The sequence below is a fragment of the Vibrio sp. R11-SG3-ISO3-SZ genome (assembly GCF_059834345.1).
In genome coordinates this window covers 45185-61378 of record NZ_JCBDGX010000042.1, presented here as the reverse complement: position 1 = coordinate 61378, position 16194 = coordinate 45185, and the positions used below count along the sequence as shown (strand labels likewise).

Sequence of the window (16194 nt, the reverse complement as noted above, 5' to 3'; positions counted from 1 at the left end):
CTCGATAATACCATTCTCCAAATAAAGCTTGGCCTGATATACCTTATCAACCACAGCATTCGGCCCTGAGACCACATCAATAACGACTTTAAATATGTTTTCTTGGCCAATGGTCGAAATGAGCTGGTCAAAATCTGGCTGAGAGACCATGTCATGGATCTCAATCGTTGAACGAGAGGCAAACAAGCGATTTAACTGAGTGATGGGAAATTCTTGCTTGGAATGAGCTAACGGCTCTAAGAACGACTCGGTAGACAGACAGTCCAAGTCACCAAATAAATAATCCATAGAAATGTCTCTTTATGATAATTTTAGGGTCCAAAGAACTGTACGCTTAAACAGTGGTACAGTCAATGCACCTAACCTTCGTGAACACTCTCGGCAAATTGGTAGTGATCATGCCACTGTATGATGTATCATAATCATAGGAATATATGATCAATGAGTATAAAAATGACAAACGCTGAAATCGATGAGCAGCTCTTTTCTCCCGCGAATGTAAATATCGCCGACAAGTGTGCTCACTTACCCCTAACGCTCAAAGAAGGTAATTCGCTGCCAGAGCCGTTTATTCGGCATGCGCTTACTCATATTGGTCGAGTAAAAACAGCAAGCGTAATTGATGATACAGTGAATTACATTAATCACTCAGACACAATGGGCATTGCTGATTTTAAAAAGAGCGTACGAGCAACCATCTATAAAAACCGAGACTTTTTGTTCACCCTCTACAAGCTTATCGTCGCATGTTCAGGAACCTTAGATCATGAACGAAAGATGACGCCGGTGACGATTGAGTTACTGCTGTTGCTGGCAAACGTGCGCTCTAGAACGTCGGATACCGTAGACAAGAATCGTAAAGCGTTGGCCATGTACTTCATTGACGGTGAAGGAATGACAGAGGTCAGCTTACGAACTGGTATTGCGAAACCAAATGTAACGCGTGCAGTAAAGAGGGCTCGAGAAAAATTTGTATTAGCAAATGAGTTACTTCAATTGCTGCTCGGCGAGTCTCTATCTGATAACACAGAAGAGCAAAGCGACACAATCAAATGAGAGACTTGAGCGGATTATCCTTGATGATATGGGGGCTGATCGGACTCGCTGTTGTATGCGTGTCTATTGTGTTTTGGGCCAACATAGGTAGGCATCAGTGGACGCTCCGCTGCGCTAGAGCTCGACTTAAGCAGTTCGATCGACTATCCACTCAAAGTGAAAAGCTGGAACTACTGACCAACACACATCATTTTGTCTTTGAAGAAATGGTGCTACTTCAGTTGAAAAGGCGTGGCGCCAAAATTCACCGGAATAGTCGTTACACTCATGATGGCGGCATCGACGGACGGTACCGCTACTCAAATCGACATCGATGGAGCATTGTTCAAGCAAAGCGCTATGGCGAGAACACAGCTGTTCGTCGGCAAGATGTTGTGAAGTTCAAGAAGCAGTGTCTTGCGAGAAATGTATCCGGCCTATTCATCACCACTGGTTCTGCGTCGACCAATATCCAACGTTTGTGTAAAAGCCCGATCAGCTTGGTGGATCGAAGCACTATTAATGAGTTTTTTCACAAGGGTTCCTGACTCCGTGCTCCCACTCGGCTCGTTATGGTTTGCGCGCTGAAAGGGCAGCCAAGAAACCTAGCCCGTTATCCTGTGCCCCTTGTCTTATTGCACAACGCATTACAGCTCCCTCTTCCTGTTGTATTCAATGTGGTAGGGGAGTGCAATAAAGTGCGTTGTGGTGACATATTCTGCAGAAAATCATGACATCTCATATATAATGGAATATATTGTATTATATTTTTTGTAATAGGATGAGATCGAAGATGAGTGCACAAAGTGATGTTGTAACCGTAGTGATTGATGATGGCCACTTCAATTTGAAGGGGATTGCGGTCGACCCTAAATCTGGCGAACTGATTAAATATGTGAAGCCTAGTTTGGTAATGCAAGGCCACGCGTCAATGCCGTCGTTCAAAGAGTCCACGTTTGAGAGTGACTTTATTGCCCAGAAAGATGGGAAAGAGCTGTTCTATTCAGTTATGGAGAATCTGCCTTTTGGTCAAAATAGTATGCTGGTGGATACTCAGAACTTGGAATTCAAAACAGACCCCGCCAACACAGTTTTGGTTCACGCAATGCTTCATCACATGGGATTGTCTGGAAAGAAAGTCCATATCATTTGCACAAGTCCACTTCAGCGTTTCTTTCATACGAATGGAGAGGTCAACGGTAACTACGTTTCAGCACGAAACGAAAACCTGATGACGCCAGTCATCAAAACGTCCGGCGAACAAGTAGAAGTGGTGTCATGTGAGCAGGTACCTGAAGGTTTTGCCACTTATCTTTCACTTCTTCATCTTTATAATCCCGCTAAGCGTTCTATTTCGATCAACACAGACACCATGAACAAAGACATACTTATTCTGGATTTCGGTGGTCAAAGTTTAGATGTTGCTGTCATGTCTGGTGGTAAGCTAATGAGTCAGCAGAGCTACACCGAAGAGGGGATTGGTATGCTGAAAATTCATAGCGACCTTCTTTCCTATTTGAAATCATATCGACGAAACATCGACCGGCCAGAAATGGACCGAATTATAGAAACAGGACTGTTCTATACCGATAAGCGTGGCAAGAATGAAATGTCAGTTCAAGACCATGTTGATAAAGTCATTCGTGATGTATTGAGTAACGGGATAGATCGAATTCAAAAGCGCACACCATTTAACAACTTTGACAGGGTAGTCGCGAGTGGTGGCAGTGCTAAGACAATTAGCCGCCATCTAGCTAACATCATTCCTGACATTGAGTTTGTTGATGATCCACTGTTCGCCAACGCTGTGGGCGCCATGCTGAATCAAATTCGAATCGCCGAAGTGAACAAGAAGAAACAAGCGAATGCCGTATGAGAAAAAAGTACCGCATAGACTTATCTCAAGACAAAGAGTGGACGGCACAGCTCGCTAAACTGTCATCAACTGATGTAAAAGCGATTTGTTTGGAGTTGAGCAGGATAGCGAGCGAAATGGAAGAGACTCTTGGCAGTCCGGTTTCGCTTGAGCAAGCTGTCTACTACCTGACTATCGGAGAAGGCCTATGACTGCGAACAACGGGAAAACCATTTACGTTCGCCTCAATGAGAACGAAGCGACAAACTCAGACGTGACACGGCACCTTGCAGAGTTAGATTCACCAACCCTCAATCGCATACTCGCGGAGTTGGCGATTGAAGCCAACAAACTACAAGAGAAAACGGGGCGAGAGCAAAACATTGCCAAAACTCTTAGTCAGTTGGGGCTGAAGTGGAAAATGGGCATCAGTGGATTGGCAGGGAAAGTCACTGATAACCCCCCAGCGGACTTCTCAAATGACACGTCGGTGGCAGCTGATACTCCACCGGCACCTCAGAAACCCACAGAGTCATACGAGAACACCGAGGACGTTTCCGACAGCCAAGATATTACTGATGCCGACGAAATGTCACTTGATAGTGTTGCTCTGGAGCTCGGAGACTTTTCATCCTTCTTCCAAACCGGTACTTAGAAATGAAACGAGCAATTGTCCTAGCAATCTTAGCCTTCCTCAGTGTGTCAGGCAGCGTCAAAGCCTATACCCCAAATATTCAAGCTGCCTTGTTTAATGCGGCCTTAACTGAAACGCCGATAATCCAACAGCAACGGTTGGTGAGATATACGGACTTACTTTATAAAACGCTCAATGGGCAAGAGACCATCGCTCTTGTAAACCATGAGTATTTAAAGATAGCCAGTTATATGTTCTTGGTTGAATTCTGGCAAACATACAGTCTAGACAGAGTACTCCGAGAGCGAGGCACAGTAATCAGTGACGAAAGCCTTAAGCAAATAGGGATTCAACCGGTCGCCTTTCGAACGCCAATGATGAATGTGGGTCCACTTAACTTGGTGTTCAACACACAACAAGTTGGCAATCCACAATGCACACAAAGTAATAATCAGCCTTTCGATGTGACGTATGACACCCTCTACAATATGGTTGTAAAGCTTCAGAATCATCTAACAAGCCCTGATGAAATTGCAGCACAAACGGCACTACTCTATATCAAGGCGTACATCTATCTAAGAATCCACGCGCCGAACTCTACGTACACCTATGCCAATAACGATTGCTTGTCAGATGTGAATGGACTATTGACGTGCGCTGATGACCTTATCGACCATGAAGCGATTAGCAAGCCGCATTTAGACAGAATTAGACAATACATGAACGTTGATTTGGAAAGGCTGAAGTTTGAGTACGGTACCAGAGATGCATTAGCCCAGTGCACATTGACCAAATGGCACTATATCCAGAGCAGCGGCGCCTCCGAGCCTTTGAATGATGGCGCCATTATTGCAGCATCGGAAGCGCTGATGGCCGACACTAGCTACAGCCTCAAAACAAAAGCACAGGCGAACACCGGATTCGGCAGTATCTTAAAGGATACGAAAGAGATCATGTTGTTTATTTACTATCCAGAACTTTTTCCGATCAAGGAAGGGTTTAAAGCCCGAGATTTAGTCAAACCCTTGTTGATCAATCAAATGAAACTGGCGAGCTACCGGTTAAGTTCTGTGTTGAAGGATGAGAAACTATTGAATTATGCCGCGCCACAGTCTAAATGATTACGCAGTCTTCGAGCACCAAAGCTACAAGACAAGCTCTGTTCAATCCACACATGGCCACAACACGTCGCTTGCAACGAACAGTGAGATAAACCAGTTTGGTTTCATCGTTTGCCGTAACCTTACCCAGTTGCAGCGGGTGAAAGCGTATATTGGCCTATTTGTGGTCTGCAATAAGCAGCCAGTCCGATTGCTTACTAGGGTCAGCGGCGCGCGAGGGAGGACCGTCGAAGAAATGGTTGACGTTGCAAGAGTCAACTTCTTACTCGATGTAAGCATTGAGAATGGCCGTATCTCCGTGTCCGACATGGGGCCCATGCTAAACGAAGATCCCTCGAGGTTTGTGCAATACGCGTTTCCGACAGGTGTCGTAAACTATCGAAGCACAACGTACCAGTTATTCTGAACATGCGAATGCATACGATACATAGACCAAGAGATCCACTTCAATCATAAGTACTGCCCATACTAATGTGTGGTGGTGCAAAATATTTGATATCATATGTTGTGGTTCTAAGGGAAGGGTGGCGTTGATGAAACGATTGAGTTTACTAGAGATTGGAAGCCGGTTGGAAGGAGCGATTTACGACTCGTCGGATAACGCAAGCAACTCACTTTCTATAAAGCAAGTGATTGTAGGGGCTCTAGCTGTAGCTACAATAGCAAGTGGTATAAACCAAGCCTTTGCCATGCCAAGTATTACGGAACCATTAGTGGCTACGTCAAGTCGCGCCGAGCAAGTTCATGAAGCTTATAGTTTCACCGATTCAGCGCTGGCTTTGGGAAAGATACTCGCGAAAACCAACAAATCTAACTCTAATATTGACTTTGCTGGTGCTTCTAGGATTAACAACTGGTCAGATATGCAGTCAGCTGTGAAAGCGGCAAATAGTCAGACAGTGGTTTTGATAGAATCGCCGTACGCTGGGGTAGAGATCACTTACCTAGTCAACGCCAAGGAAATGAAGGCTAACTCGGAAACCCACAGCTACCAAAAGGTTCAAGACGAAATAGCTCAACACTTCAAAGAGAATGTAGAGTTGGCTCAGGTTCTTAGCCCTCGGTATTTGAAAAAGGCCCCGCAACTTATCACCAATAGAAGTAAGGCTAACGCCGAACTGAACCACTTCAATGCGAGTTTGGAGCCTATGGCCTTTAAAACGGTAGTACCCCAATCCGAAGAATATCTAAAAGTGAATGTTGTTCACGTGGAACAATTACACAGGCCGGCCTATGAACTGATGAATGAGATTTCAGATCAAGACTACCCACTCTACAATGGGCCGCTGGTGGACCACAAAATGGCGAGAGAAGTTACGGTTGAAACCGCTTCGGAGATATCTGCTACTTTCATAGCCATGCACGAACTAGGTCACTCATACATGTATAGGACTCTGGATGTAGATAAGGCGATGGAAGACATCACTCAAGGTTCGTCTAGTGTGTCAGATGTCGTTCTAAGTGAGTTTTTGTCCATGACCTACTCAGAGGCGATCGCAGATTCTACAATGCTAATTGCTGGCGCCAAGAGCCTACAAAGCAACGAGTGGGAATCGCTGAAACTTGATTATCTGACGATGCGTGGTAACCCCGAGCAGTACAAAACCACCAGCACCAATGCAGCTCTAGCTCACAACACAACGTTCTTCACAAAACCGTTAATTTCATTTCTCAATCAATATAGGCAGCAACCGGACAATTATCCGGAATTCAATGACATCACTGCGGACCTAAACACCACCGCAACTGCAATGACGTTACTGTACCACCAAATGCAGATTCACTCGGGAAGTAGCGTAGGACAGCTGCTTGAAAAGCACAGTAACGATACTTATTCATTTAGCAAGGCTACTGAGTCTACGTACCTAGACACAGTCTCGGCGTTATTAGGTTCAAAAGAACATAGATTTGAGCTGTTGAATGCGACAGGTTTAGCAAAGCAAGTGAGTGAAGCCAACCACATATTAGAGGCAAAAATGGGTCACAACCAAGACGTCTCGATGACGCCGAACGATAAATACGTTCTAACACCCTATTAGGCCGAGAATGATTACTAGTGATTACATTGTCAATATCAAAGGAGACGAAGTGACTTTGATTATTGGAGAAAAAATTCCTCAACGCTTCATTATCGAAAAGATAAGGGTACGTCATGAATCTGAGACTCTAGAACTATGCACACTGAATAGTAAAAATGATGTATTGGTGCAACTGGAGTCAAAACACGCAAATTACATTTGGTCTAAGCGAGATCTGCTATCTGAGATGGGGATTGTGTGGAATAGCTCAGGCATCTACCCGCCCAAGTTAAAACACCTATCTGGTGCGGTTGTTACAAGTATCGACTGGGTTCCAAGCTAACTTCTACTTGTCAGTGACTATGCCGGTTACTGAAGTAGACGAATCTGACGCGAGAAATGAACTCGCGTGGCTCAGATATTTCAAGGTCACACAATCATCGGATTAGTCATAAGCAGGGCTAATCCGAGTTTCCTATCACGTTACATAAAAACAGCAGCTTAACTCAACTGAACATAAAATGTACTACCATGTAGGAAACAATCATTTCCAATATGGGCAATTAGTTTTTATGGATGCTGACAATATTGAGTTTAAGTGGGTGTTCAACCCGCCAAAGAAAGAAGTTAAACAGCCCGATACAATCTCACTCAAAGACTTTGATAGTCTTATTGACCGAATCGACAATCCTAGTGTTGACCCACTGATAGCAGCCCGTAACCAAGCGATCTTGTGGCTTACTCTTGGCTCAGCTTTTCGAGCAATTGAGTGCTCCAAATGGCTAGTTAAAGAGGCACTATACGAGAATGGGGAATTGATGCATTTAACTAGGATTAGAGCTAGCGCGACTAAAGGAAGCCAACCAATTATCGCACCAGTGATTATCGATAAGGAGCGATTCTACATAAATAGGTGGTTAGATCTGAGAGTCAAACATCGAGTCGGGTTGAACTACGGTAAAAGACGGGAGCAGTATCGCGGCCTAGATCCTGATAGCCCTGTATTCATGAGTAATCATCACGGAGAGTGGAAGTCATTCGCTTTACAACGAAAAACGGTAAAAGGTAGAGAGTACGAAGTCTGTACCAGTATGCAAAATACGATTAAAGCACTATATCGTGAATACGGCCATGCGGGATGCTCTTCGCACACAGGTCGCCATACAATAGCGCGGCTAGCTCAAAAAATTCTTAGTAAGAAATGCACAGATGCGGAACTGAAAGCCACTATTCAACACCTACTTCACCATAGGGACATTAGATCACAGGATGAATACGTCGATATCGAATGGAAGCAACTTAAGGATAAATCAGCCCTTATGTTTCGTTGAAAAATTACAATCACGCACACTGCGTCACGCACCTTGCATGACGCAGTGTGCGTGATATGATATAATTCTGTGTAACGAATACAGGATATTAAAACAATGCGATCAGACCCTTTTCCAAGACGAGTAGTAACAGGCCAAGGTTTTTGCAATAGAGCCAAAGAAAGAGCAAAGCTCAGTAAACTGTTACTTCAAGGTACACACGTTTGGATACAAGCCCATAGACGGCATGGCAAAAGCAGCTTGCTTGAGCAGGTAGGTGAAGACATTAGACAAGAAGGGCATGATATTACCTTAAAACGATGCCATATCCTTTTTAATAGCGGTAATGAGAGTCTGATTAAACAACTTCTTCAAACCACATCAGATCTAATGGGCCAAACTGCGAGCATTCAGGCTAGTAAGTGCGGCTACACAAAATCTGACGCTATAATCGACTACATCAAAGATAAATTCGATAAACGCGAGTTGAATGTCAAACTTGACCGAGGAATGCCAAGTATTTCGTTCGAAAAAAGCTCTGATAACATTTCACTTAGCTCATTGCGCAGTGCTATGAGCCAACTTGACGAATACGCCTACGAGTCTGGTATCCGTGTGATTTTCATCATAGATGAGTTTCAGGAACTTGGTAAAACAGATGGGGGCATCGAAATTGAGTCAGCCATTCGCCACCAGCTAGAACAATCTAAGGCCATCACTTTCGTATTTTGTGGATCAGAAAGAGCTTTAATGGCTCAAAGTCTAACCGATCAGAAAAGACCTTTATATAACCATACCAAGCCGTTTCCATTAAACAGAATAGCCGTAGAGCATTATAAAGATCATTTCAACAAACTGGCACAAGTTGAGTGGGGAAGCGTTCTGTTAGATGGTGTTATAGAAAGAATACTCGAACTCTCGGAGTGTCACCCTTACTACGTGAACTCTATTTGTAGTGATCTTTGGTTGTTACCTGATCCCCCTACAATTGCAGATGTGGATGAGGTATGGCAGGAAGTGGTTGATATGGCCGAGCGTGAAGAAAAAGGCTTGATATTGAGCCTCAGTACAAACGATAAGAAGTTGCTATCGGGCATAGCCAAGGGCATTAACGAGAGGCTTCAGTCAAAAGGGTCATATACAAAGATGAACATGGCTCCTAGCTCAGTGAAGCGCTCCGTTGACTCACTCATCAATAAAGACCTGATTGAGTTAACTTCTGGTGGAATTTACCGTGTAATTAACCCTGTAATTGCTGAAATAGCAAGGCGACATAGTTAATTGGAAACTGGGCTGGTGGCACTAGCTCTATCAGATAGGAAAAATAACACATGATCAAAGCACTAATAGAGCGGGTTCTTTTACGAAAAGGCTCAACTGGCACTGGGCAGTTCACGTTTGAAAAGAGTGGTGAAATCTGGATTTCAGCGGAAGAAAGAAAAGACCATATTGAAAACTTCGGTCAGCCAAAACCAGTAGTGGGTAAAACTCGATTTAACGATCGACTACTTGAGCAACAACGTAAGCTTGAAGAGGCTTTCGAACTTGTTCCTGAAGGAGTTGTTGTTGAGTGGGGTATCACCGATGGAGTGATCGAATTTCTAGTGAAAGAAAAACCCGTTGATTTTTCAGACCAGCAAGTCAAAGAATTAGTCGCTAATTTGAATGCAATTGCACAGGAAACGGCAGTGTTATCCAAGTAGGAAAATTCCAGAATTAAAAAGACCATTTAAATGGTCTTTTTAATTGACCTGCTTTACTTAAAGACCTATTATAAACACTCTGAAGTAGTCTCTATTAAAGGTTAAACATGGCAACTATTAGACCCATTCTTGCAGATAACTCTACAAGCATTACTGAGTTGAAGAAAAACCCTATGGCTGTAGTAGAAGAAGCTGATGGCTTTCCTGTTGCAGTTCTAAATAGAAACCAACCGGCTTTCTATTGTGTTCCTGCTGACGCCTATGAATTACTAATGGATAAGCTTGAGGATATCGAGCTTGCTCAAATAGTTAAAGATCGCCAGAACTCTCCAGAAATCGAGGTTTCATTGGATGACCTATAAGTTACGTTTCAAGGTTGAAGCTGAGAAAGAGTGGAAGAAACTGGATTCAACGGTAAAGAACCAGTTCAAGAAAAAATTAGGACAACGACTAGCTAATCCTCACGTACCGAGTGCCAAACTTAGTAGTTTACCAAATTGCTATAAGATAAAGCTCCGTAGCGCAGGATATCGCCTTGTCTATGAGGTTCGGGATGAAGAGGTTGTTGTATCGGTTGTCGCTGTGGGCAAGCGTGAGAGAAATGAAGTGTACAAGTCTGCAATAAAGCGACTTTAACGTGTGTAGGAAACATCATGGTACTACGTAGATCTTTTTCTGGACAACTAGACTGTAGATTTTCATAGTCTGGAAATCGTTGGTAACGACAGCGGCGTTTGCTTGCGTTATCAGCGGTTTAAGTAACCGACAGGGCGCTAGTCCACTCTGGAAAGTCAGAGACAAAACCAAGACTTTCCACAGCGAATTAGCTTGTTTAATTCGGTAATCACAAATCTCCGGAAAAGAGCTGGTGGCATTGACTTGAAAGGCTTTCAAGACTTCTTCCAGACCAACAAGTAAAGAGTAATGGAGAATAGATGGTCAGATCCGAATGTTTGCGATAACTGACCATGAGATTGGAGCTACCCACCTGTTTGACGCATCCAAAGCCAGTTCCAGTTTATTCCACCAGCATGCTGTCTAATCCAAAGTGCGTTGTGTCACAAAGTAGGAACATAAATGAGTCCTATATGTACATTATGTCTCTAGAGGTATTCCTGTAATTTCTACATATGGTGGTCAATATCAAATCGATATAGGCTACAGGAAACAACGGGTCGAAAAAGAGGTTTGATATGGCCGAGTCATCAATTCTATGGCAGAACATACAGCGTCGAATGGTTGATTTAGGAATTAGGAACATCGCTCAACTATCAAAGGAAAGTGGGGTATCACGGACTGTGTTGCAGAACTTAAAAATGAAGCCACACAAAAGCCTAATGTCTGACTCCGCACTAACACTAGCAGCTTTTTTAGGGTGCGGGGTAAGGTGGCTTGTGAGTGGTGAAGGGCCAATGAACGACGAGTGTTTGGTTAATGATATAGTCACAAGTCAGACGGTGCCCGTGGTTACATTGGAGTCCTTGTCAGCTGGGGTGGTAAGAGCCGATAGCAGCGTAAGGGTATCATGTCCCACAGGAGCAAAGGCAAGCGTTTTCGCTGTAGATCTGTCCTCTTCGCAAATCCCGCAAACGTTAAAAGAACGCTTTTCAGAAAATGGATATCTCTACTTTGACCACTCTCACACTCCCGTCAGTGGCAAGTTAGTCATCACCTTACCCAGCGAGGGAGTCCCTGAAATAATGGAGTTTGCGTCTGCATACGGCAAGGCTTTCGTTAAACCGTTACACAAAGACATTCCAACCAAGTATCAAATGCAGCCCTTAGAAAACCCTTCTTCGCTATTCGCGACAGTAGTAGGCTGGGCTACATCACTTTAGCCGACGAATAGGGTGCCTTTCTGGGTCTGTAGACGCAATTGTACTGGCCCAGTTTACGAGAAGTCAGATGGTCGAATTGGGCACCATAGCTCAATCATGGCGAGTAACATATCACGCGCTTTGTCACTTGGAATTTGATGCTCTGGCTTATACTTTTTGTGAACCTTGAGAGACTCACTGAGTACGTAGTCGTAAGGTAACAAAGTCTTATCCGACAAATCTGAACGAGTCGCGGCATGAGGATTGGCAACCATATGGTGGGCGAAGAACCGTAAGTAGGTTCCTAAGCTGAATAAGCCGGATTCAGAATGGATAGTCACTGCCATGTTCGCTCGTTCGATGACTCGAGCCGCAATATGAAAATCCTTATAGGTGATATTAGCGTTATTTTCTTCCACCAGCTCATTAAAGAGGGCGGGAGATACAGAGTACAACTTGTGGCAGAATGTCGATTTCATAAAGCTCAGTTGACGATGAGCGGCTGTGTAATACTGAAAAGCCATGCGACATGCTTCTTTCACTTGCGAAGAGTGATCGCTGCTCGTCGTAGCTGCATAAGGCTCTAACAGAATTTCAATGATGTCGCTAAACCAAACAGTGAGTGCACGATAATATTGCGCCTCATTTTCAGGTTTGTAGTCATTGTCGCGATATAGTTCAATCCCATGCTCAAGATATTCACCAGACGGTGCACTGGTTTTCGAACGGCAGAGCTTGTTTAAGAACGCATTCACTTCGGATTCCAGCTCAATTGCCATACTATTGAAACCGCCGTTTGATACGTTTTCTTCAATTTGAGTTTGGGTCAAACCTCGACCAAGCATCTCAGTTGCATTTTTGTAGCGAGTAACGAACGACGCAATCTTTTCCTCATGATTGGGGCCGGCAAGCTGAAACACTTGCTCAAACTGGCTCGGGTAGTGTTCAAGAAGAAACGTATTGATCTGGCTAACGAGGTCGTATGCAAAGGGATGGCCGGTGGCTTTGGCCACATTGTCTTGCGTGCGGGTATAGCAGTTGTTGATGTCGGCTACTGCATTAGTCAGCATCCGCGCGTATGCCGAACGGACGTCATTACGATAGTTATTCGCTGGGTTGGCGGTATTGTCTCGAATAAGTTGCGCGACGCGCTCTGAGTCGTAATACATACGTGACCTCACTTCTTGTTGCTATCCTGAGACTCAATAAGAGTGCTCTCAGTACTAAACCCTAATTGATTGGAAAACTCATGGGACAGTTCTACTTTCACTGGCTCGTAGAAGGGTGCCAAATCACCTTCCAGCTCCATGCTACTAACAGAATACAATTGGTCGTATTGCTCTTGGTACACCGGAAGCCAATCAGTACGTGGAATGATATGACCTTCTGGTGCCAATGGCGTAGTTACATCATCCACTGAAATGTTGCAGGCTTTCATCGCTGTAAATAGATCATAATTTTGTTTTGTTGGTTGTTCTGGGAAATAACGGTCGAGCCCAATGACATGTCGAACGTATGAGCTAGGTAGTTTATCTCTCATTTGAGATACATCACCGAAACACTGGGACAGTTCGTGAAATGCCGGCGCATTAATGCGCTGCAAAAGTAAGAGAGTCGCAGCAACAATGTAGATCAATGGGAATTTCTCATGGAGGGTCACCATGTATTGGTGGTACTCGCGAGAAACATACTCATCTAGCCATACTTTGGTCATAGCTTCGATACCACCAATAATGACATCTTGCTCATCTACAGAGAACTGCTCGCGCATCAGTTCTTGAACGGAAACGCTCTGAGAACCAACGGTCAAGCGCTTAGCAAGTGGCTTCGTCATATCCAAGCAGGGTTGCTCGTCAAGGATATAGCGCGAGATGGAGTAGATCTCTCTCATGCGGATGAGGTCATCTGCTAGTGAGACATCATTGGGACAATAGGTATTGAACAGAACGCTTTCCTTTGTTGGTTCTCGAAGAATGCGCTCTTTGCACTCTTGCGGCAATCCCCAATAGATCAAAAAAGGAGTAGCTGTTGAGCGTTCACCTACCATCGCAAAGCTACCAGCCAATCCCATAATGAAGTGTGCGTATCGGGACGCATCGTTCAAAGAAATAGCACCCATATTGCGCGTGCGATAGTTAGAGTGAAAGTTATGGTAGAAAGCGTTAACAGCAATCTGGGTAAGCACCTGAAACTGTGGGTTTGCATCGTTACACATGGCACCAATGGAATCGTAAGCGATGTATCGAGCGTCAAAACCAGAGGCGTGTGGTTTTTTGTATAGCTCGGTCTTGGCCATGCTTGCACCAAGCATTCGACCTTGAATTTGCTTAACACCACAAAAGCGTTGCCAGTCATGCCAAACTTCATATGCCAGAGGATAGAGAGCAATAGAGTTTTGAAGATCCAATCGTCGAGTGTTCAAGTTGGCAAAGAATGTTTCACGAGCATCAACTTGAGCTTGTTGCATTCTCGCTTGGTTGAGTTGCTCCGCTTGCATTTCCGCCATACGGCGGCGTTCATACCAATCACGTAAATGCTCTTGGTCACGCAAAGCACGCTCGATGCGCTCGATGCGTTTGGATTTCATGTATTGATCCGCAAGAAACTGACTCATAACTTCCTTTCACTTGTTTCACTAATCTCAAAATTAATCTTAACACGGTTATTGATTCCATCCCTACCAAAACGTAGAATATGTGATATATTATTTTTCATAATATTGATTTTTTATTGGTAGGGATTTAGGGATGAGCGCACGGAAACAAACCAATACGTCTGCAACGGCGAAAGACATAGCCAAAGGCGCAGCTAAATCCGGAACCTTAGATCTCCGTAACTTCACTCACTATACCCATACCTCCCTAGTGCAAGCGATTTACCTGCAGGCAGACACGATTAAAAACCAGCGCAGAAACAACCTGCTTTTGCTCGGTATGACTGCATTGTTAACCATTATGCTCGGCATCACAGTTTCCCAGCCCAGTCCTAAACCAGAGTATTTTGGTTGGGACGGCAGTAAATTCGTACGGATTGAGCCTTTGTCAGAGCCGCCTGTCAATATCAACGCAGCGCGTAACTGGGTCGAGGCTTGCATTATCAACGCGCTGGATATTTCTTTTATTAACCCAATCAAGCGCATTAACACCATTATCAATGATTGCTTCAATGACAATGGCAAATTGGCCTACCAGCAATGGCTTACCAAAGGGGCGAGTAGCGAGCTTGTTACGATAGGAAAAGCGGGGAGCGTACCGGTAGACAGTGAGTTGGGGCAGATAATATCAAAGCGCATTGCTCTAGACGCATCGGTAAAAGCACCGAGCCGTATTATTCCTATTGATCCGATTAAGGATGCGGAAACAGACGAAACCATTCTTCGATGGGAAGTCTCATTTCCAGTGATTATCCGTAAAGAAGTCGCAGATGTCGGGTCTGGCACTGCAACCATCGTGGTTAAGACAATCATCGTGCGAAACAACTCAGAGCAGTACCCGCATGGTGTCGCCATTGATAGCTTTAATCTAACGCGGGGCTAGATGATGGAGCGTTTTATAGTAGGTCTTTGTTTTACTCTGTCTTTCGGTGTCATAGCCGAGGATCTTGAAGTGAGTGCAATTGACTCCTTGCTTCAGCAAACCATACAAGAGCAAGCCGCTCGCCCAACCGTACAGGAGAGCACGGAAAGTCCTACAGCCAGCAGTGAAACATCATCTGAAGTAACCACACAAACCACTCGGAAGCGTACAGCAGCAGAAATACTCAGCACCCCTATTGATGGGTCGCCAACTGTGTACAATCAAAAACTGACCGCACTTCAAGCGGTACTAAAGCGCACCGATGACCCCAATGCGTTACTCAATGCTCTTATTGCCGAAGGCACTCTTCAGCTGTCGCCGAATGATATTTTTTTGCTGCGCTTGGCCATTGACGAGATAGAACGAGCCAAAAATCAGAACTTTGTCAATCCAACCTTGATAAACGACGAGTACATGGTGGATTACCGAGATAGGTACAAAACCTATGATCTATTTGTCCACGATACCGGAGAAACGTTGCTCGAGTTCTTGGATATAAACGGAGAACCATGGCCGATTTTCGACAAAAGTGAGAGTGATGACCTCAACATTAGGCAGGGTGAAGACCACATGTTATGGATTTCACCTAATACCAAATATCGACAACTCAACCTTTTCGTGACGCTGCAAGGATACAAAAACCCTATCCAGTTCATTGTGAAATACAGCAATGACAAAAGGCATGGATTGACAACGTTTAAAATCCCGACAGTGAGTCCCACCAGCACATTGGCAAAAACGACAAAATCGCAAGGGAATGTCACGTTATCTAGCCTATCGAATACGGTTGAGAGTGCAAACAGTGAGTTTGCGCCGGAAGGTCTTTCCTATGAAGACCTCACGTATTTAGCAAGCACTGGCCGATTTAGAGAAGAAAGTGAACTAAACGCATCGGCAGTGAACGTTCTGGTTTCTGATCCCTCAATCGCACAGGTCTGGTTTGTTAATGACCGCTTTGTCGTGAGAACACCTTATCACCTCTATGGTTTTGATGACATCATCAACGCTGGTGGGGCGATGAAAGTGTTTGTAACCACCCGCCTCAATAGCGTGGTGCCGATGAATACCGGAAGTGGTCAGGTCAACCTATACATTCCCAATTACCACAACTACGTGAGACGGTAGA

At 44.5% G+C, this 16194-nt stretch carries 18 protein-coding genes; 15 read left to right on the top strand and 3 right to left on the bottom strand.

The genetic code is table 11. The features are described from left to right. On the bottom strand, window positions 1-288 hold a 288-nt coding region (locus tag AC6R1O_RS05765), incomplete at its 3' end, for a hypothetical protein (RefSeq protein WP_500656682.1). 165 nt (window positions 289-453) lie between these two features. On the opposite strand from AC6R1O_RS05765, the gene AC6R1O_RS05760 reads away from it, so the two are divergent. The 13 genes from AC6R1O_RS05760 to AC6R1O_RS05700 all read left to right on the top strand — a co-directional run bounded on the left by AC6R1O_RS05760 (window position 454) and on the right by AC6R1O_RS05700 (window position 10312). Continuing rightward, window positions 454-1056 carry a hypothetical protein gene (locus AC6R1O_RS05760; protein ID WP_500656681.1) on the top strand — a complete coding sequence of 201 codons (603 nt, stop codon included), beginning with the start codon at window positions 454-456 and terminating at the stop codon, window positions 1054-1056. Continuing rightward, window positions 1053-1583, top strand: a complete 531-nt coding sequence (locus AC6R1O_RS05755; RefSeq protein WP_500656680.1) for a restriction endonuclease — start codon at window positions 1053-1055, stop codon at window positions 1581-1583. The genes AC6R1O_RS05760 and AC6R1O_RS05755 overlap by 4 nt, the downstream gene beginning before the upstream one ends. Before the next feature lie 245 nt (window positions 1584-1828). Continuing rightward, window positions 1829-2911, top strand: coding sequence for a plasmid segregation protein ParM domain-containing protein (gene parM / locus AC6R1O_RS05750; RefSeq protein ID WP_500656679.1), 1083 nt, complete (start codon window positions 1829-1831; stop codon window positions 2909-2911). Next, entirely contained in the window at window positions 2908-3102 is a 195-nt protein-coding gene (locus AC6R1O_RS05745) for a hypothetical protein (protein ID WP_500656678.1), read from the top strand. Before parM ends, AC6R1O_RS05745 begins: the two co-directional genes overlap by 4 nt. Continuing rightward, entirely contained in the window at window positions 3099-3545 is a 447-nt protein-coding gene (locus AC6R1O_RS05740; protein WP_500656677.1) for a hypothetical protein, read from the top strand. Before AC6R1O_RS05745 ends, AC6R1O_RS05740 begins: the two co-directional genes overlap by 4 nt. Before the next feature lie 2 nt (window positions 3546-3547). Then, window positions 3548-4645, top strand: coding sequence for a hypothetical protein (locus AC6R1O_RS05735; RefSeq protein WP_500656676.1), 1098 nt, complete (start codon window positions 3548-3550; stop codon window positions 4643-4645). A gap of 533 nt (window positions 4646-5178) precedes the next feature. After that, entirely contained in the window at window positions 5179-6684 is a 1506-nt protein-coding gene (locus AC6R1O_RS05730; protein ID WP_500656675.1) for a hypothetical protein, read from the top strand. Window positions 6685-6733: 49 nt separating this feature from the next. Then, window positions 6734-7006: a hypothetical protein gene (locus AC6R1O_RS05725; RefSeq protein ID WP_500656674.1), complete on the top strand. Its 273-nt coding sequence runs from the start codon at window positions 6734-6736 to the stop codon at window positions 7004-7006. Between the two features lie 178 nt (window positions 7007-7184). Continuing rightward, window positions 7185-7994 (top strand): site-specific integrase, encoded by an 810-nt coding sequence (locus AC6R1O_RS05720; RefSeq protein WP_500656673.1) that lies wholly within the window; start codon window positions 7185-7187, stop codon window positions 7992-7994. A 96-nt stretch (window positions 7995-8090) separates the two neighbouring features. Beyond that, the gene (locus AC6R1O_RS05715) at window positions 8091-9254 is read left to right on the top strand and encodes an AAA family ATPase (protein WP_500656672.1); all 1164 of its coding nucleotides are present in this window, start codon (window positions 8091-8093) and stop codon (window positions 9252-9254) included. 50 nt (window positions 9255-9304) lie between these two features. Then, window positions 9305-9676 (top strand): hypothetical protein, encoded by a 372-nt coding sequence (locus AC6R1O_RS05710; protein WP_500656671.1) that lies wholly within the window; start codon window positions 9305-9307, stop codon window positions 9674-9676. 107 nt (window positions 9677-9783) lie between these two features. Continuing rightward, window positions 9784-10038, top strand: coding sequence for a type II toxin-antitoxin system Phd/YefM family antitoxin (locus AC6R1O_RS05705; protein WP_500656670.1), 255 nt, complete (start codon window positions 9784-9786; stop codon window positions 10036-10038). Then, window positions 10028-10312, top strand: coding sequence for a type II toxin-antitoxin system RelE family toxin (locus tag AC6R1O_RS05700; protein ID WP_500656669.1), 285 nt, complete (start codon window positions 10028-10030; stop codon window positions 10310-10312). The genes AC6R1O_RS05705 and AC6R1O_RS05700 overlap by 11 nt, the downstream gene beginning before the upstream one ends. 1255 nt (window positions 10313-11567) lie before the next feature. On the opposite strand, the gene AC6R1O_RS05695 is transcribed toward AC6R1O_RS05700, so the two are convergent. Beyond that, window positions 11568-12662 (bottom strand): hypothetical protein, encoded by a 1095-nt coding sequence (locus AC6R1O_RS05695; protein ID WP_500656668.1) that lies wholly within the window; start codon window positions 12660-12662, stop codon window positions 11568-11570. A gap of 8 nt (window positions 12663-12670) precedes the next feature. Next, window positions 12671-14107, bottom strand: coding sequence for a hypothetical protein (locus AC6R1O_RS05690; RefSeq protein WP_500656667.1), 1437 nt, complete (start codon window positions 14105-14107; stop codon window positions 12671-12673). Window positions 14108-14240: 133 nt separating this feature from the next. Here AC6R1O_RS05690 and AC6R1O_RS05685 point away from each other — a divergent pair, with 133 nt between their 5' ends. Together AC6R1O_RS05685 and AC6R1O_RS05680 are read left to right on the top strand one after the other, a co-directional pair. After that, on the top strand, window positions 14241-15029 hold the full coding sequence (locus AC6R1O_RS05685) for a DotI/IcmL/TraM family protein (RefSeq protein ID WP_500656666.1): 789 nt from the start codon (window positions 14241-14243) through the stop codon (window positions 15027-15029). A 69-nt stretch (window positions 15030-15098) separates the two neighbouring features. After that, complete coding sequence (locus tag AC6R1O_RS05680; protein ID WP_500656665.1) at window positions 15099-16193, top strand: DotH/IcmK family type IV secretion protein; 1095 nt, start codon at window positions 15099-15101, stop codon at window positions 16191-16193. The last annotated feature ends 1 nt before the right edge of the window (window position 16194 follow it).